The following is a 16,481-nucleotide window of genomic DNA, read 5'->3' as shown; positions in this document are numbered from 1 at the left end:
GGGTGCGCCGGACAGGGGCGTGCTGTAGGTCACAGTCCTCTCGGGCTTTCCTGGGAATGGAATCGGACCGCAGTCCGGTTATTGCTGATGAAAGTTCGGATACCGCATGCATTAGACCAGGAGTCGTCATGAGCCAGCCCCGCATTCTCGCACTTGTCGGCAGCCTTCGCGCCGCATCGATCAACCGCAAGCTCGCCGAGGCCGCGGTCCAGACCGCGCCGGAGGGTGTCGAGGTCGCCATTTACGAAGGCCTCGGGGAGGTCCCGTTCTACAACGAGGACATCGACGTGCCCGGTTCGGTGCCCGCCGCCGCCCAGGCGCTGCGCGACGCCGTCGCCGCGTCCGACGGTCTGCTGCTGGTGACTCCCGAGTACAACGGAACCACGTCCGCGGTGTTGAAGAATGCCATCGACTGGACCTCTCGTCCGTATGGCGCGGGGGCGCTCAAAGAACTCCCGGTCGCCGTACTGAGTGGTTCGATCAGCCCGAACGCCGCGAAGTGGGCGCACGGTGACACTGTCAAGGCGCTCGGCGTCGCGGGCGCGCGGGTCGTCGAGGACGCGCACCTGCACTTCGGTGCCATCGGCGAGCGTTTCGCCGAGACCCATCCGCGCGAGGACGAGCAGGCGCTGACCGAACTCGCCGGCGCCGTCGCCGCATTGGTCGAGGCCGCGCGCGGCACGCTGGTATCCGCGTGACCGTCTGACGACACACCGGCCGAACGCCGTTCCGAGCGCCGCCTCCGTTCCGATTCCGGGACGGAGGCGGTCTCGTGTGCTGGGTGTTCCGCACTGCTTCACGAGGGATGGACGATGCGGCAGGGGCGGGTGTGACAGGGGGCATCGGAAGTGTTTGCTGAGAAGAAGCTACGGTATGAAATTGTGATCTATGACACCCTCGTGTCGGTTTGTGAATCGACTGTCCAGGGGCTTACCGAGTAGGAATCCCATCTTTGTAACTCGCAACATGTCGTGTTGTGTGAATCTGTCGGCCACTAGGTGTAGTGTCTTGCTCACTGGAAGACGGCGCGGAACCACCGTGTGAACCACCTCGGCCCAGCGGGTCGGAGCAGGGGTTTCGGGGGTTCTCCGAGTTGGATCCAGGAGTTTGCGCAGCGTACGGCGGAGCATGCATCGCAAGCGCCTGCTCGCAGGTCGCTCGAACGATCGGCATACGGATCACCGGCTGTGGACTTAGGCATAGGAGAGAGGGACATATGACCGTCACCGTGTATACCAAGCCCGCTTGCGTCCAGTGCAATGCCACCTACAAGGCGCTCGACAAAGTCGGGGTGGAGTACGAAGTCGTCGACATCTCCGTGAACGACGAGGCGCGTGACTACGTCATGGCGCTGGGTTACCTGCAGGCCCCGGTCGTCGTCGCCGGTGAGGATCACTGGTCCGGCTTCCGGCCCGACCGCATCAAATCTCTCGCGACCGTGGCGGCCTGACCGCCCGTTCATTCCGACCTGGCGAGGGGAGGTAGTCGCCGTGCCCGCTGGTCGCTTCGCTGGCTCCGCTTCGGTGTCGCTGGGTCGCTCCGCTGGCTCCGCTCCGGTGTCGCTGGGTCGCTCCGCTGGCTCCGCTTCGGTGTCGCTGGGTCGCTCCGCAGGCTCCGCTCCGGTGTCGCCGGGTCGCTCCGCAGGCTCCGCTCCCGCCGCGCTGGTGTACTTCTCCAGCGCTTCGGAAAATACGCACCGCTTCGTCGAGAAGCTGGGACTCCCGGCGACTCGCATACCACTGCACACCGCCGATTCGCTGCGCGTCGACGAACCGTACGTACTGATCGTCCCCACCTACGGGGGCGGTCGGCACGTGCTGGGGGGTAACCGATCCGACAAGGATTTCGTACCGCGGCAGGTCGCCAAGTTCCTCAACGATCCGCACAATCGCGCCCTGCTGCGCGGGGTCATCGCTGCGGGCAACACGAACTTCGGCGATACCTTCTGCTATGCGGGAGAGGTGATCTCGCGCAAATGCGGGGTGCCGTACCTGTATCGCTTCGAACTCATGGGAACCGCTGAGGACGTCGAACGCGTCCGAGAGGGATTGGGATTGTTTTGGCAACAGCAACCACCGCACCGACCGGAAAAACAGCTCGTCTAGAGCAGATTCCGGTCCGCAACGCGGAGGCAAGCGAGGTACTCGACTACCACGCCCTCAACGCGATGCTGAACCTGTACGGCCCGAACGGCGAGATCCAGTTCGACAAGGACCGTGCCGCCGCGAGGCAGTACTTCCTGCAGCACGTCAACCAGAACACCGTCTTCTTCCACAATCTGGAGGAGAAGCTGGACTACCTGGTCGACGAGAACTATTACGAGGCAGAGGTTCTCGAGCAGTACGGCCGCCCGTTCATCAAGAAGCTGTTCAAGCAGGCCTACGCCAAGAAGTTCCGGTTCCCGACCTTCCTCGGCGCGTTCAAGTACTACACCTCGTACACGCTCAAAACCTTCGACGGCAAGCGCTACCTGGAGCGGTTCGAGGACCGCGTGGTCATGGTCGCGCTGACGCTGGCCGCGGGCGACGAGACGCTGGCGAGCAAGCTGGTCGAGGAGATCATCGACGGCCGCTTCCAGCCCGCCACCCCGACCTTCCTCAATTCGGGTAAGAAGCAGCGCGGCGAGCCGGTGTCGTGCTTCCTGCTGCGCATCGAGGACAATATGGAGTCCATCGGGCGCTCCATCAACTCCGCGTTGCAGCTGTCCAAGCGCGGCGGCGGAGTCGCGCTGCTGCTCAGTAATATTCGCGAGCACGGCGCCCCGATCAAGAAGATCGAGAACCAGAGTTCGGGCGTCATCCCGATCATGAAACTGCTGGAGGATTCGTTCTCCTACGCCAACCAGCTCGGCGCGCGCCAGGGCGCGGGCGCGGTGTATCTGCACGCCCACCACCCGGATATCTACCGCTTCCTCGACACCAAACGGGAGAACGCGGACGAGAAGATCCGCATCAAGACCTTGTCCCTCGGCGTGGTGATTCCCGATATCACCTTCGAACTGGCGCGCAAGAACGAGGATATGTACCTCTTCTCGCCGTACGACGTGGAACGCATCTACGGCAAGCCGTTCGCCGATATCGATGTCACCGAGAAGTACCACGAGATGGTCGACGACAAGCGGATCCGCAAGTCGAAGATCAAGGCGCGCGAGTTCTTCCAGACCATCGCCGAGCTGCAGTTCGAGTCGGGCTACCCGTACATCATGTTCGAGGACACGGTGAACAGGGCCAACCCGATCGCGGGCAAGATCACCCACTCGAATCTGTGCTCGGAAATCCTCCAGGTCTCCACGCCCTCGGAATTCAACGACGATCTGTCCTACGCCAAGGTCGGCAAGGACATCTCGTGCAACCTGGGTTCGCTCAACATCGCCAAGACGATGGATTCGCCTGATTTCGCGCAGACCATCGAGGTGTCGATCCGGGCGTTGACCGCGGTGTCGGATCAGACCCACATCTACTCGGTGCCCTCGATCGAGCAGGGCAACAACCAGTCCCACGCGATCGGCCTCGGCCAGATGAACCTGCACGGCTACCTGGCCCGCGAACGGGTGCACTACGGTTCCGACGAAGGTATCGACTTCACCAATATCTACTTCTACACCGTTGTCTACCACGCGATTCGGGCCTCGAATCTGATAGCGAAAGAGCGCGGCACCTACTTCGGCGGCTTCCCCGAGTCGAAGTACGCCACCGGCGAATACTTCGACAAGTACACCGATCAGGTGTGGGAGCCCAAGACCGAACGCGTCGCGCGGCTTTTCGCCGACGCGGGCGTGCGCATCCCGACCCAGGACGATTGGCGCGAGCTGAAAGCCTCGGTCATGGAGCACGGCATCTACAACCAGAACCTGCAGGCGGTGCCGCCGACCGGCTCGATCTCCTACATCAACCACTCCACCAGCTCGATCCACCCGGTGGCGTCGAAGATCGAGATCCGCAAGGAAGGCAAGATCGGCCGCGTCTACTACCCGGCGCCCTACCTCGACAACGACAACCTCGAGTACTACGACGACGCCTACGAAATCGGCTACGAGAAGATCATCGACACCTACGCCGCTGCCACCCAGCACGTGGACCAGGGGCTGTCGCTGACGCTGTTCTTCAAGGACACCGCCTCCACCCGTGACCTGAACAAGGCCCAGATCTACGCCTGGCGCAAGGGCATCAAAACCCTGTACTACATCCGTCTGCGTCAGATGGCCCTGGAAGGGACCGAAGTCGAGGGTTGCGTCAGCTGCATGCTGTGAGCGGGATCGGATTCGGTCGGCCGCGGACAAGGCCGACCGGAACCGCGCTCAGCACCGCGATCGGACAGCGCACCTCGAGGACACATAGGGGGTGTGGTCAGAGCCGGATGTTCAGCAGTGACAGGACGATCTCGACGGCCGAATCGACCAGCCGATCCCTGCTCACGGTGAGTCGGCCGTCGGCCCAGTCGAGGTAGAGCGCGACCAGTGCGCCCGCCATGGCGGTGCCGATGATCGCGAGGTTTTCCTCGCCGCGTGTGACGAGGGGTTCGGCGTCGGCGCCGAATATCGGGGCGAGTGCCAGGATGAATGCCGGGCTGCGCTGGGCGCTGTGTCTGCGCAGGGTGTCGTCGTTGAGGGGTTCGCGCAGCAGGATTCGCGCTCGGCGGGGATCGGCCTCGAAGTAGTCGGCACAGATTTCCAGCGCTACTCGGACATTGGCGTGCAGGTCGGCGCCGGGCAGGGTGGTGTGCATCCGGTCGAGCAGTGCCGTTTCCACGCGGTCGTAGACCGCGGTGAGCAGCGCTTCCCTGTTGTCGAAACTCTCGTAGAAATAGCGCGGGCTCAGGTTCGCCAGACGGGTGACCGCGCGCATGGTGACGGCGGTCGAGCCGTCGGTGCCGAGCAGATCCAGTGCCACGTCGAGCAGTTGCTCGCGTCGGTCGGCCGACCGGTCGCGCAGCGTCTGGCCTCGCCACAGCTTGGGTGCGTTCACCGCGTCATCCTCGCATCGACGGCCTGTAGCAGGCCGTTGACATCACCTGATTCAACATGAATCATATGATTCAAGTTGACCGGGAAAGGGCGCGCCGTGTTCGATGAGGAACAGTTCCAGCAGGCTCTCCGGCGTCCACGGTTGGCGAGACCGGCTCCCGAGTTCCTCGAGTCGAACCGGGCCGTGCCGATACGGGTCATGGCCGAACCGGAATTGCAGGCCAATACCGAAGAATGGTTCGTCCAGTTCGGCGCCAAACTGACGTACTACGAGAAGCTCGGCGTGGATCTGAGCTGGGTCATGGACTGGGCCAAGAAGTATTGGTGGAGCTTCCTGGTCCGGGATATGAGCGTCAACAGCGAGCTGTACGCCCCCGACGTCCGCTACACCGACGTCACGACGTTCGGGCGTACCATCGTCGGCATCGAGGAATTCGTGCGGTACAACTTCGCGTTTTTCGAGGCCATCCCCGATTGGCGCTACGATCCGCTGCCCGGCCAGGTCTATCTGGATGTCACGCCGGAAGGCAGAGTGCGCGTGGTGATTCGCTACGTCGGCAGCGGACACTGGGACGGTCCGCTGCGTCTCTACCCCTACGACGACACGGCCCCCGCCATTCACGGCAACGGTCGATTCATTCAGTGCACGGCCGTCGACCGCTATCACTTCAACGAGGACGGTCTCATGGAAGAAGGCGAAACCCTCTACGACTTCCTGGACGCGACCCAGCGCGGCGGAGTTCTGCCGCGCGATGACAGCTGGCAATTCCGGGCACTGATGTCGGCGTCGAGAATTCCCGCGCTGGTCCGGCGTTTCACCTCGAGGAGATAGGCACAGCGTCAGCAGCCTCGTCATCACCAGCCGAGAACATTTCGGGCAGGTCGGGGTGCTGCGAAAGCGGTTGTGGTCCTACGATTCAGGGGGGACGGGGTGAGTCGGGAGGTGCGGGAATGTCCGAGGTGACGGTCGACGTGGACGACGGGGTGCTGGCGGTGGTCGGGACACTGCTCGGCACCGCGACACCGGAGGACACGGTGCGGATGGCGTTGCGGGAGGTGCTGGTCCAGCGCCAGCGGATGGCGGTGCTGGAGCGGATGATGGTGCGCTCGCACGAACGGATCGCCGACGCGACGGTGGATCAATGGCGTAAGACGCCCGCCTGGCGGTAGCGCTGATCGGCGGTTCGCGAATGCCACCGCGAACCGCCGAGGCGATGTTCACGCCAGCGCGGGGGCGACTTCGCGTTCGAACAGTTCGACACCCGAGGTGTCGTAGGCCGTCTCCGGGAAGTTCAAGATGGCGTATTCGAGGCCGAGTTTCTCGACCGCGGTGAGCTTTTCGATGACCTGCTCCGGCGTGCCGACCGCCGCGCTGGTGCGGTAGATGTTGTCGATCTGGGCGGCGGCGGCTTCGGCGCCGACGAAGGGGCTCAGCCGGGCTTGCAGATCGCGCAGCCGTTCTTCCACCTCGGCCTCGGTCGCGCCGATGGCCGCATTGAAATTCGATGAACGCACGATCGCGTCGAAATCGGTGCCGACGTCGGCGCAATGCGCACGCAGCAGTTCGGATTTGTGCGTGAACTCCTCGGGGATTCCGGTGAAATTGGTGTACTGCGCGTATTTCGCCGCGATCCGCAGCGTCACCTTCTCGCCGCCGCCGGCGATCCACAGCGGAATCCCGCCCTCCTGGAGCGGAAGTGGGCGCACGATGGCGCCGTCGACCTGGTAGTGCTTGCCGTCGAGGGTGGCCTCGCCCTTGGTCCACGCCTGCTGGAAGATCTGCACGCCCTCGTCGAGGCGACGCAGCCGATCACCCGCGGACGGGAAACCGTAACCGTAGGCGCGCCATTCGTGTTCGTACCAGCCGCCGCCGATACCCATCTCCACGCGGCCGCCGGAGATCAAATCGACGGTGGCGGCGACCTTCGCGAGATACGCCGGATTGCGATAGCTTATCGCCGTACACATCTGGCCGAGCCGAATCCGCGAGGTGGTGGCGGCGAAGGCCGACATCAGCGACCACGCCTCGTGGGTGGCCTCCTCGGTCGGCACGGGCACGGTATGGAAGTGGTCGTAGACCCACAGCGACTCCCAGATATCGCTCTCGTCGGCGCGCTTCGCGAGGTCGCGCATCACGGTCCACTGTGAGGCGGGATCGATACCGACCAGGTCGAGCCGCCAACCCTGCGGGATGAAGATACCGAAGCGCACTGAAATCTCCTCTGTCGTTACTCGAACCTCGTCGCGGCACGACCCGCGCGATGGCCCGCCGTGATGACGGTATGGGCCGCCGAGAACTGTCGCGGGTCGTCGTTCGCGGGTCAATAGTTAGATGCTGCGTGAGTTAGACGCTGCGTGAGTTAGACGCTGCGTGCGTGCAACTCCGAGACTAGGCGCCCCCGCGTCCAGCGACCGTGGACCAGCGACCACGTACCCGGCCGAGCATCCGCTCGACCGGGTATGTCGGACTATGCGCCGGTGAACTGCGCCCCGGAGATCGAGGTGGACGGCCGCCCATCGATACCGACCGGGATATCACCCTCGAGGGTGGTGCGGTACAGCACGCGGGTGACGTCCAGGTGGTCGAGGTCGCTGGGGGCCAGGTGGGCGGTGACCCTGTTGTCCCAGAACGCGATGCTGCCCGCACGCCAGCGGAAGCTGACGGTGTAGGCCGTATGCGCGATCTCGTCGAACAGCAGTTTCAGCACCGCGTCGCTCTGGTCGGGGCTGAGTCCGACGATATGGGTGGTGAAGCCGGGATTGACGAACAGCGCGCGCTCGCCGGTCACCGGGTGCACCCGCACCACCGGATGTTCGGTGACCAGCGGGGCGGCGGCGACCTTCTTGGCGTAGTCGCTGTTCGCGTCCCAGGCGGGTCTGCGGCCGCCGAAACGATGCTGGGCGCGCAATCCGTCGACGAATCGGCGCAGCGATTCCGGCAGATTCTCGTAGGCGGCGACCAGGTTGGTCCAGCGGGTGTCGCCACCGCGTTCCGGGGCGATCTCGGCGCGCAGAATCGACGCGGCCGGCGGGTTGATCAGCGGCGAGACATCGGTATGCCAGTGATTGGTATAGCTGAATTTACGTACCCCGAAACGCTTTTCGTACAGGCGGCTGTCGACGGCGAGGATCTCGGGGAATTCGGTCGGCGCGTCGTCGTCATAGGGGTGCGACGGGGTGACCGCACCGAAACGCCGAGAGAAGGCGATCTGCTCGGCGTGGCCGATGTGCTGGTCGCGGAAGAACAGCACCTTGTAGGTGTGCAGGGCGGAGGTGATCGCCTCGACCTGCGCGTCGGTGAGGGTTTCGCGCAGGTCGACGCCGGAGACGTCGGCGCCGATATGGCCCGCGACGGGTGCGATCCGCACGGTGTCGGCGGCGAGGACGGTCGGGTTTTCGTGTACAGCGGTCATGGGGAACTCATTCGGGGAGGAGACGGTTCGGGTGGGCGGGGCGGATCGTCGGACGACAGGCACAGCGGTACACGCGCATGAGGTTCACCTCCAGTCGTTGGTTATGGAAGTTCCGGTCCGATGGCGAGGCGAGCGCCGAGTTCTCCACCGCCCCAGCCGAGTTTCCTGCGGTAGCTGCCGAGCAGTTCGCGTTCGATGAGGTAGTTCTCGTCGAGTTGCGGATCACCGGGGAGCAGCGGTTCGATGCGGGGTGCGACGAAGAGGGCGTCGACGGGGCAGTAGGCCTCGCACATGAAGCAGGTCTGGCAATCGGATTGCCTGGTGAGCACCGGAATGCCGTCCGCGCCGCGGTCGAAGACGTGGGTGGGGCAGACCTCGATGCATTTATCGCATTCGATGCAGCGTTCGGCCGAGACGACTTCGATCATGCCGACACCAATTCGGTGCCCGCGAGAAAGACCGGTTCCGGCGCGGTCCAGATCTCGTCGAGACCGCCGGTGATGAGCCGATGGTGTTGCGCCGGATCCAGATCGGGGAATTCCTGCCTCCGTGCCATGCCGCGCGATTCGGTGCGGGCCAGCGCCGCGGTGTACATCCACCTGGCGTGCGCGGTCATCGCCGCCGCCGAGCGCACCTTCGACGGATCGGCGCCCGCGTACTCGAGTCCGCCGCGGGCTGCCCGCCACACCTCGTCCAGGGCGGCCAACGCGGGACGCAGGCGGTCGCCGTGGCGTAGATAGTTCTTGTCGTAGGGCAGCACTTCGCGCTGCACGGCGGCCACGATCTCGGAGTGGGTGAGTGCGGGATCGGGTCGCCCGGTGGGCCGAAGACCGATCTCACCGGTGCCGAACCGTTTCCGGTGACCTGCCGAATTCCCCTGGCGTAGTGCGTATCGCGCGGCCCCCGCGCCCGCCCAGCTCCCCGAGGACATGGCCCACGCGGCATTGTGGCTGCCGCCGCCGGTGAAACCGCCGCAGATCAGTTCGCGGGTCGCGACATCACCGGCGACGTAGAGGCCGGGTACGCCGGTCGAGCAGTCCGCACCGGCCACCCGCACCCCGCCGGTACCGCGGACCGTGCCCTCGAGCAGCAGTGTGATCGGGAATCGGTCGGTGAACGGATCGATGCCGAGCCGGTCGAAGGTGAGGAAGAAATTGGGTTGTCCCAGGCGCATGGCCCGCCGCTGGCCCTCGTCGGCGCGATCGAGTGTGCAGAACACCGGCTCGGTGAGCAGGGTCTGGGCGATGACGGAACGTCCGCCCTTACTCGAGGCCCCCGCGAGCGGCTCGCCGCTGCCGAGATAGAAGGTGGCGAAGCCGTAGTACGCGGTTTTGGTGACCGAGGTGAATTCCGGCGCGATGGCATAGGCGTTGGAGAATTCCATCCCGGACAGTTCGGCGCCCGCCTCCACCGCCATCAGCGCGCCGTCGCCGGTATTGACATCGCAGCCGAGCGTTTTCGACAGGAACGCGCAGCCGCCGGTGGCCAGCACGACCGCGCGGGCGGCGATATCGATACGCGATCCGTCGGCGAGCCGGTGCAGACGTGCGCCCGCGACCGCGCCGTCGGCGGTCCTGAGCAATTCCAGCGCCGGGCTGTGGTCGAGAATCGTCACCCCCGCGCGCTGCACCCGAAGCCGTTGGCGTTTCATATATTCCGGCCCTTGAACGCCGGTGCGGCGCGGCGTGCCGTCCGGGTCCACCGGGAACGGGTAGCGGCCCTCCTCGGCGAGTTCGTCGACGCGGTCGAAGGTTTCGTCGAGTACCCGGGCCATCCACTCGCGGTCGGCGAGGTAGCCGCCGAGTGCCTCGCGGCTCGCCATCGCCTTCTCGCGCAATTCGGGTTCGGGCCGCACATACCAGATCCCGGTGCCCGCTGCCGCTGTCGCGCCACTGCTGCCACAGAATCCCTTGTCCGCCAGCGTGACCGAGGCTCCGGTCGCGGCGGCCTTCAACGCGGCCCAGGTGCCCGCCGGGCCGCCGCCCAGGACGAGAACATCGATTTCGGTCATGGATGTCACCTTCTGTTGGAGGGTTCCGATTCCCGCCCGGCGGGTGGCCAGGGGACGTAATGCGGGATGTAGCGCGCCATCACCGCGGCGCCGAGTGCCGCGACCGCGCCGATGGTCAATGCCGCGACTGCCAGCGGTGCCGCGGTGGCCAGCGTGCCGATCAGCAGCGGCCCGCCGAAGGCGCCGCCGTCGTGGGTCAGGCGCCACGCCGCCAGGAATTCCGAGCGGATCGCGGCGGGGGCCACATCCGCGCCGAGCACCATGATCACCCCGTTGCCGACGCCGTTGCCTATTCCCATGGCGATAGCCACCGCACCCAGCGTGATCGTCGAATAAGTCAGCGGCACAGTCGAATACGAGAGAGCGAGGATGGACAGCGACGGCACCGCGACGGGACTGCGCCCGAACCGGTCCATCAGATGCCCCGCCGGATAGGCGAACACCAACTCCAATGCGGCGCCGATCCCGAACAGCAGACTGGCGGTGGCCGCGCCGATCCCGATGTGATGGGCCCACAGCGGCAGGATCACTTCGCGCGACGCGCGGGCCGCGCCCATCAGCAGCGATCCCGCGCCGAGTGTCGACAGCACCCGGTGGTGCAGCCTCCCGACGCCGATCAGCGACAGCGGCGCTGTGGAGACAGGCGTGGGATCTGCCGCGCTCGGCAGCGGCATCCGCGCCATCATCCAGCCCGCGAGCAGGAAGGCCACGAACTGCACCGCGAACCCGCCTCGGATACCGAATCCGAGAATCGCCAGCGCGCCGAGGAACGGCCCGACGAAGAATCCGAGCCGCATCGCTCCGCCGAACAGTGACATCGCCCTGGCCCGCCGCTCGAAGACGATGGCCTCGGCCATATAGGTCATCTGTGCCAGACCCCAGACGGCGTTGGACAATCCGACGATCAGCAGGGCCGCGCACAGCACCGCCACATTCGGTGCGAGCAGGCACAGCAGCACGCCGAACAGTCCGACCACGGTGCCCCCGACGGTCGAGGCCCGTTCCCCGACCCGCGCCACCAACTGCCCGGCAGGGATGTCGCCGAGTACTTGGCCGAGTCCGACCAGAGCCACGGATAAGCCCGCGACCGCCACCGACGCACCCAGATCGAGCGCGGTGAGCGTCATCACCGGTGCGGCGGCGCCCATCCCGATACCCCGCGCCAGGGTGGGCACGTAGACCGTGAACACCAGCGGGCGCAGGGAAGTTATCGGGGCGGGTAGCGGTGCGGACTCCGAACACGAGGTCATGCGCTCGCTTCGGCGTCGGCGAACCGGCTCTCGGCGAACTGACTCTCGACCGGGTCGAGCCCGTAATGCCCACGCAGTGTGTCGGATTCGTAGTCGGTCCGGAACAGTCCGCGCTCCTGCAGGATCGGGACCACCTTGTCGACGAAATCCTCCAGCCCGCCCGGCAGATACGGCGGCATGATGTTGAACCCATCCGCCGCGCCGTTCTCGAACCAGCTCTGCAGTTCGTCGGCGATCTGGGTGGGGGTTCCGGCGAAGGAGCGGTGCCCGCGTCCACCGCCGAGTTTGCCGATGAGCTGGCGCACCGTGAGGTTCTCGTTCTCGGCCAATTCCTTGACCAGGCTGAATCGGCTCTTACCACCCTCGAAATCGGTCACCTCGGGCAGCGGCGGCAGCGGTGCGTCCAGCGCGTGCTGGGTGAGATCGACGCCGAGCATCCGCGAAAGCTGACCGAGCGCGTAATCGGGGGAGATCAGATCGGTGAATTCCTGTTCCAGCGCCCGCGCCTGCTCCTCGGTATCGGCGATGTAGGGCACCAGCCCCGGCAGCACCTTCAGTTCGTCGGCCGAACGCCCGAACTTGGCCAGCCGCGACTTCAGATCGCGATAGAAGGCCTGTCCCTCAGCGAGGGTGCGCTGCGCGGTGAACACCGCCTCGGCGTATTGCGCCGCGAAATCCTTACCGCTCTCCGAGGAACCCGCCTGCACCAGCAGCGGACGTCCCTGCGGGCTGCGCGGGGAATTCAGCGGTCCGCGGACCTTGAAGCGCGGACCGTCGTAATCGATGGTGTGCACCTTCGACGGATCGGCGAACACCCCCCGCTCCGGATCGAGCACGATCGCCGAGGATTCCCAGCTGTCCCACAGTCGAACGGCGACATCGACGAACTCCTGGGCCCGCTCGTAACGGCGGGCGTGTTCGGGAATGGCGTCGTACCCGAAATTGAACGCCTCGTCCTCGCCGGCGGAGGTGACGATATTCCATCCCGCCCTGCCGTGGCTGATGTGATCGAGCGAGGCGAATTTCCTGGCCAGGTTGAACGGCTCGTTGTAGCTGGTCGACGCGGTGGCGATGAGTCCGACCCGGGAGGTGACCGAGGCGATGGCCGCGAGCAGCGTCACGGGTTCGAAAACCGCGAGGGTATTGCGTTCGATACGCGGCCCCACCGCGAGACCGTCGGCGAAGAACACCGAATCGAGTTTCCCGCGTTCGGCGATCTGCCCGAGTTCCTGGAAATGGGCGACATCGAGGACGCGGTGTTCCTCGGTGCGAGGGTGACGCCACGCGGCTTCGTGATGCCCGACTCCCATGAGGAAGGCGTTGATGTGGAATTGCTTGGGGGACATGGGTAGATCTATTCCTTTGCCGGGGTGGATCGGATCGTCAGCGGTCGGCTTCGACACGCCAGCGCGAGAAGCGGCGTTCGAGAGTGACCAGCAGACCGTTGAAGGAAAGGCCGAGCAGCGAGATGGCGAGAATGCCCGCGTACATGTTCGGGATCTGGAAATTCTGCTGCGCCGCGGTGATCAGATAGCCGAGTCCGGCTCGGGCGCCGACCATTTCGGCCGCGAGCAGCACCAGGATCGAACTCGCCGCCGCCATCCGCAGACCGGTGAAAATGGACGGGATCGCGGCGGGCAGGATCACCTTCTGGAACAGGCGGATCGGCTTCAGTCCCAGTGACACCGCGGATTTGACGAGCAGCGGATCCACCGTGCGCACACCGGTGATGGTGTTCAGCAGGATGGGGAAGACACTCGCATAGACCACGAGGGCGACCTTGGATGTCTCGCCGATGCCGAGAATCAGGACGAAAACCGGCAGCAGCGCCAGCGCGGCGGTATTGCGGAACAGCTCGAGAATCGGGTTCAGCAGTTCGGCCACCGGTTTGTACCAGGCGATGGCGATGCCGAGCGGCACAGCGATCACGAGCGCGAGGGCGAAGCCACTCAGCGAACGATTCAGGCTGGCCGAGACATGGGTCCACATCTCGCCGCTTCGCACCAGATCGATGAAGGCCTGTGCCACCGTGCTGAACGGCGGCAGGAATACCTGGTCGACCAGTCCCACCTGCGGCGCGAACTGCCACAGCAGCAGGAAGGCGGCGATCGCGGCCAGCGGTTTGGCCAGTCGCCACCCCGCCCGCGCGACCAGGGCGACAATGCGCCGTGCCGCCGACGGTCCGCGCTCGACGGTGTCGGTCGCCGGTCGAGGCGCAACCGCCACCCGGGTGCGGGCGGGCTTCTCGATGAGTTGCACTGCGCTAGACATGGCTGAGCCTCTCGATGGGGGTTTCGACGGTCGCGGTGTCGGCGAGCGATTCGCGTTCCTGGCCCTGCGCGCGTTCTACCTCGCTGCGCAGCAGTGACCAGATCTCGTGCCGATAGGAGCGGAACGCCTCGGTGGAGCGGATGTCCGCGCCGGTATCGCGTTCGATATCGACGTCGATCACAGCCTTCACCCGTCCCGGCCGCGAGGTCAGCACCGCCACCCGTTGGCCGAGATAGACGGCCTCATCGATGCCGTGCGTGATGAACAGGATCGTCTTCCCGGTGGCGCGCCAGATTCGTAACAGCTCGTCCTGCAACGATTCCCGGGTCTGGGCGTCGAGTGCGGCGAACGGTTCGTCCATCAGCAGTACCTCCGGATCGAAGGCGAGGCTGCGGGCGATGGCGACACGCTGTTTCATCCCGCCGGACAGTTCGTGCGGGTACCGGTCACCGAATCCCGTGAGGCCGACCAGCTCGAGATAGTTGTCCGCGAGTTCGCGACGCGCTCTGCGCCGCAACCCTTTGGCCTCCAGTCCGAATTCGATATTCGCGCGGGCGGTGCGCCACGGCAGCAGCGCGTACTGCTGGAAGACGATGCCGCGGTCGAGACCGGGGCCGGTGATCGGCGCGCCGTCCAGCAGGATCTTTCCGGACGAGGGTTTGCTCAGCCCGCCGAGCAGATCCAGCAGAGTCGACTTACCCGAGCCACTCGGACCGACCAGCACCAGGAATTCACCCTCGCGCAGTTCCAGCGTGATGTCCTCCAATGCGGTGAATTTCTCGTTCGAACCGCGGATAGAGAATTGTTTGCCTACTCCATCGAGTGCGAGTTTCGCTGTCGTTGTGCTCATTTGGCTATCGCTTCCCCGGTGGGACCACTGGTGGGCTGATATGTTCCGTTGGCGTAAGGATTGAATTTGTTGGTGAACAGATCGCCCGCCTTCAGCTGGCCCTCTTTCAGCTCACCGTTGCGCACCAGCCAGTCGATCCAGATCTGGATCTCCTTCTCCGCGACCACCGCGCCCGGCACCGGGAGACCGGAACTGCGCCAATACTTCAACAGTTCGGTGTTCTCGTTGCGCCCGCGCTTGTCGATGATCGTCTTGAACCGCGCCACCACCTCGTCGCGAGGGGTGACCTGCAACCAGCGGGTGGCCCGAGCGGTGCCCTGGACGAAATCCTGGACGGCATCGCTGTTCTTCGCGATGAAGTCGTCGCGGAAGACGTAAGTGCCGTAGTCGAATTCGCCGAAGATCGCCTTGTCGGTGTAGAGCGGGTGGATACCACCCCGTTCGACAGCGGTCTCACGGAAGACCCCGCCGAGGGTGCCTATCTCGACCTGGCCCTTGCGCAAGGCGTCCTCGGTGTTGGCCGGCGGCACGACCAGCAGCTGAACCTGCTTGATCTCGCTCTCCGACAGCCCCTGCTGGTGCAGCCACTCCCTCGTGATGAATTCGTGGTGTGCGCCGAGCGTATTGACGGCCACCTTCTTGCCGATCAGATCGCGGGCGGAATTGATACCCGAATCGTCGCGGACGAAGTAGCCGCTGAACGACTTCTCGTCCGCCCCATAGGAACTCAGGACAGAGGTGACCTTGGCGCCGCCCGCGATCAGCTTCACCACCGCGCCGTTGAAAGCGCTGCCGAATTCTGTCTGATCGGTCGCGGTTGCCTGGATGCTGGCCGGACCGCTGGTGGTGTCACCCTCCCACTTCAGCGAGATCTTGCTGAAGTAGCCGAGATCGTCGGCCAATTCGTAGGCGGTGACCTGCCCTGTGGTGCCTTGGTAACGAAGGACCGTCTTGCCGTCGACGGTCGCGGTGGTGGCGCTGCTGCCGCACGCGCTGAGCACGGACGTGCTCGCGAGGACGGTGAGTGCGGCGGCGAAGACTCTGTAGACGCGCCGCTGTAATGCGGTGGAGGCCATAACTATTCCTTCGGGAAGGCGAGCCGCGCGACCGGAAATCGGCATGCGGCGGCGACGCCGAGAAAGGGGGAATACTCTCGGTGGGATTGTGCTTCGGAATTCGGAAGCGGGTCCGCCCGGCAGTTCGTCCGGGCGGCGCTACCCCGTCAGCGGCGACAGATACCGTGCGGAACGCGCATCAGGTCGATCGCGCGGCGGCGGATCAGCATGGTGCGTATCAACACGGCGAACTTTCGGGAGCTGTAATGGGTGACGGGTGGGAACCCTGGTTTCCTATGGTGTGGGGCGCGGTGGCAGCGAGACAACAGCCATTCCACATTGTGAAAATCAGGGTGATTTGAAAGCCGCCCCACCCGGTCACCGTTGCTTTGCGCCATATGCCCAGCTAACAAGGCCAGACGGTCGACCGTGAAGGGTTCGGATCAGCCGGATTCACCCCGGCAGGCCGCCTTCAGGCCGCCTTCAGGCCGTCGAACGCTCCAGGCCGCCGCAGCGCCTCGTCCATGTGTCGAAAGCCCCTATTTTTCCGGTATCGTTTGGCCACTGCGCGGATCGCTAGCCTTGGCGAATGAGAGTCAAAGTCGATACGAACGAACTTCGCACTCTAGGGGGCGAGGTCCGGCGAGCGTTGAGTGCGCTCGATCACG

Annotated in this window: 16 protein-coding genes; 6 read left to right on the top strand and 10 right to left on the bottom strand. The window is 65.1% G+C overall.

Annotated elements, in window-relative coordinates; translation table 11 throughout:
- The first annotated feature begins 128 nt into the window (after positions 1–128).
- The 4 genes from ABZS43_RS03840 (at position 129) to nrdE (ending at position 4,249) form a co-directional block, all read left to right on the top strand.
- A complete protein-coding gene (locus ABZS43_RS03840; protein WP_355034262.1) occupies positions 129–698 on the top strand; it encodes an NAD(P)H-dependent oxidoreductase in 570 nt (189 codons plus the stop codon).
- A 518-nt stretch (positions 699–1,216) separates the two neighbouring features.
- Positions 1,217–1,450: a glutaredoxin-like protein NrdH gene (nrdH, locus tag ABZS43_RS03835; protein WP_109528165.1), complete on the top strand. Its 234-nt coding sequence runs from the start codon at positions 1,217–1,219 to the stop codon at positions 1,448–1,450.
- A 172-nt stretch (positions 1,451–1,622) separates the two neighbouring features.
- Positions 1,623–2,105, top strand: a complete 483-nt coding sequence (gene nrdI / locus ABZS43_RS03830) for a class Ib ribonucleoside-diphosphate reductase assembly flavoprotein NrdI (protein ID WP_355034261.1) — start codon at positions 1,623–1,625, stop codon at positions 2,103–2,105.
- A 62-nt stretch (positions 2,106–2,167) separates the two neighbouring features.
- Positions 2,168–4,249: a class 1b ribonucleoside-diphosphate reductase subunit alpha gene (gene nrdE / locus ABZS43_RS03825; RefSeq protein ID WP_355034383.1), complete on the top strand. Its 2,082-nt coding sequence runs from the start codon at positions 2,168–2,170 to the stop codon at positions 4,247–4,249.
- A gap of 97 nt (positions 4,250–4,346) precedes the next feature.
- Here nrdE and ABZS43_RS03820 read toward each other — a convergent pair whose 3' ends face one another.
- Positions 4,347–4,964, bottom strand: a complete 618-nt coding sequence (locus tag ABZS43_RS03820) for a TetR/AcrR family transcriptional regulator (protein WP_355034260.1) — start codon at positions 4,962–4,964, stop codon at positions 4,347–4,349.
- A gap of 75 nt (positions 4,965–5,039) precedes the next feature.
- On the opposite strand from ABZS43_RS03820, the gene ABZS43_RS03815 reads away from it, so the two are divergent.
- Both ABZS43_RS03815 and ABZS43_RS03810 read left to right on the top strand, forming a co-directional pair.
- Positions 5,040–5,795, top strand: a complete 756-nt coding sequence (locus ABZS43_RS03815) for a nuclear transport factor 2 family protein (protein ID WP_355034259.1) — start codon at positions 5,040–5,042, stop codon at positions 5,793–5,795.
- 119 nt (positions 5,796–5,914) lie between these two features.
- Entirely contained in the window at positions 5,915–6,133 is a 219-nt protein-coding gene (locus ABZS43_RS03810; protein ID WP_355034258.1) for a hypothetical protein, read from the top strand.
- Between the two features lie 48 nt (positions 6,134–6,181).
- Here ABZS43_RS03810 and ABZS43_RS03805 read toward each other — a convergent pair whose 3' ends face one another.
- From ABZS43_RS03805 to ABZS43_RS03765, 9 genes are all read right to left on the bottom strand, one after another.
- The gene (locus tag ABZS43_RS03805) at positions 6,182–7,174 is read right to left on the bottom strand and encodes an LLM class F420-dependent oxidoreductase (RefSeq protein WP_355034257.1); all 993 of its coding nucleotides are present in this window, start codon (positions 7,172–7,174) and stop codon (positions 6,182–6,184) included.
- Between the two features lie 257 nt (positions 7,175–7,431).
- Positions 7,432–8,376, bottom strand: coding sequence for a TauD/TfdA family dioxygenase (locus tag ABZS43_RS03800; protein WP_355034256.1), 945 nt, complete (start codon positions 8,374–8,376; stop codon positions 7,432–7,434).
- 101 nt (positions 8,377–8,477) lie between these two features.
- Entirely contained in the window at positions 8,478–8,804 is a 327-nt protein-coding gene (locus tag ABZS43_RS03795; protein WP_355034255.1) for a ferredoxin family protein, read from the bottom strand.
- Positions 8,801–10,387 (bottom strand): FAD-binding protein, encoded by a 1,587-nt coding sequence (locus ABZS43_RS03790; protein ID WP_355034254.1) that lies wholly within the window; start codon positions 10,385–10,387, stop codon positions 8,801–8,803. The genes ABZS43_RS03795 and ABZS43_RS03790 overlap by 4 nt, the downstream gene beginning before the upstream one ends.
- Before the next feature lie 5 nt (positions 10,388–10,392).
- Positions 10,393–11,637 carry an MFS transporter gene (locus ABZS43_RS03785; protein WP_355034253.1) on the bottom strand — a complete coding sequence of 415 codons (1,245 nt, stop codon included), beginning with the start codon at positions 11,635–11,637 and terminating at the stop codon, positions 10,393–10,395.
- The gene (locus ABZS43_RS03780; RefSeq protein ID WP_355034252.1) at positions 11,634–12,983 is read right to left on the bottom strand and encodes an LLM class flavin-dependent oxidoreductase; all 1,350 of its coding nucleotides are present in this window, start codon (positions 12,981–12,983) and stop codon (positions 11,634–11,636) included. The genes ABZS43_RS03785 and ABZS43_RS03780 overlap by 4 nt, the downstream gene beginning before the upstream one ends.
- 37 nt (positions 12,984–13,020) lie before the next feature.
- Complete coding sequence (locus tag ABZS43_RS03775) at positions 13,021–13,908, bottom strand: ABC transporter permease (protein ID WP_355034251.1); 888 nt, start codon at positions 13,906–13,908, stop codon at positions 13,021–13,023.
- On the bottom strand, positions 13,901–14,758 hold the full coding sequence (locus ABZS43_RS03770) for an ABC transporter ATP-binding protein (RefSeq protein WP_355034250.1): 858 nt from the start codon (positions 14,756–14,758) through the stop codon (positions 13,901–13,903). Before ABZS43_RS03770 ends, ABZS43_RS03775 begins: the two co-directional genes overlap by 8 nt.
- On the bottom strand, positions 14,755–15,834 hold the full coding sequence (locus ABZS43_RS03765; protein ID WP_355034249.1) for an ABC transporter substrate-binding protein: 1,080 nt from the start codon (positions 15,832–15,834) through the stop codon (positions 14,755–14,757). Before ABZS43_RS03765 ends, ABZS43_RS03770 begins: the two co-directional genes overlap by 4 nt.
- Between the last annotated feature and the right edge of the window lie 647 nt (positions 15,835–16,481).

Origin of the sequence: Nocardia sp. NPDC005366 (genome assembly GCF_040606855.1) — a bacterium.
GTDB lineage: Bacteria > Actinomycetota > Actinomycetes > Mycobacteriales > Mycobacteriaceae > Nocardia.
The sequence above is the reverse complement of the archived record's forward strand: the minus strand, read 5'-3'. Positions and strand labels throughout refer to the sequence as shown.

What these genes read in the sequence shown, in the direction of transcription:
- ABZS43_RS03840 (WP_355034262.1), top strand. Translation starts at nt 129, where the DNA reads ATGAGCCAGCCCCGCATTCTCGCACTTGTCGGCAGCCTTCGCGCCGCA.
- nrdH (WP_109528165.1), top strand. Translation starts at nt 1,217, where the DNA reads ATGACCGTCACCGTGTATACCAAGCCCGCTTGCGTCCAGTGCAATGCC.
- nrdE (WP_355034383.1), top strand. Translation starts at nt 2,168, where the DNA reads ATGCTGAACCTGTACGGCCCGAACGGCGAGATCCAGTTCGACAAGGAC.
- ABZS43_RS03810 (WP_355034258.1), top strand. Translation starts at nt 5,915, where the DNA reads ATGTCCGAGGTGACGGTCGACGTGGACGACGGGGTGCTGGCGGTGGTC.
- ABZS43_RS03800 (WP_355034256.1), bottom strand. Translation starts at nt 8,376, where the DNA reads ATGACCGCTGTACACGAAAACCCGACCGTCCTCGCCGCCGACACCGTG.
- ABZS43_RS03795 (WP_355034255.1), bottom strand. Translation starts at nt 8,804, where the DNA reads ATGATCGAAGTCGTCTCGGCCGAACGCTGCATCGAATGCGATAAATGC.
- ABZS43_RS03790 (WP_355034254.1), bottom strand. Translation starts at nt 10,387, where the DNA reads ATGACCGAAATCGATGTTCTCGTCCTGGGCGGCGGCCCGGCGGGCACC.
- ABZS43_RS03785 (WP_355034253.1), bottom strand. Translation starts at nt 11,637, where the DNA reads ATGACCTCGTGTTCGGAGTCCGCACCGCTACCCGCCCCGATAACTTCC.
- ABZS43_RS03780 (WP_355034252.1), bottom strand. Translation starts at nt 12,983, where the DNA reads ATGTCCCCCAAGCAATTCCACATCAACGCCTTCCTCATGGGAGTCGGG.
- ABZS43_RS03775 (WP_355034251.1), bottom strand. Translation starts at nt 13,908, where the DNA reads ATGTCTAGCGCAGTGCAACTCATCGAGAAGCCCGCCCGCACCCGGGTG.
- ABZS43_RS03770 (WP_355034250.1), bottom strand. Translation starts at nt 14,758, where the DNA reads ATGAGCACAACGACAGCGAAACTCGCACTCGATGGAGTAGGCAAACAA.
- ABZS43_RS03765 (WP_355034249.1), bottom strand. Translation starts at nt 15,834, where the DNA reads ATGGCCTCCACCGCATTACAGCGGCGCGTCTACAGAGTCTTCGCCGCC.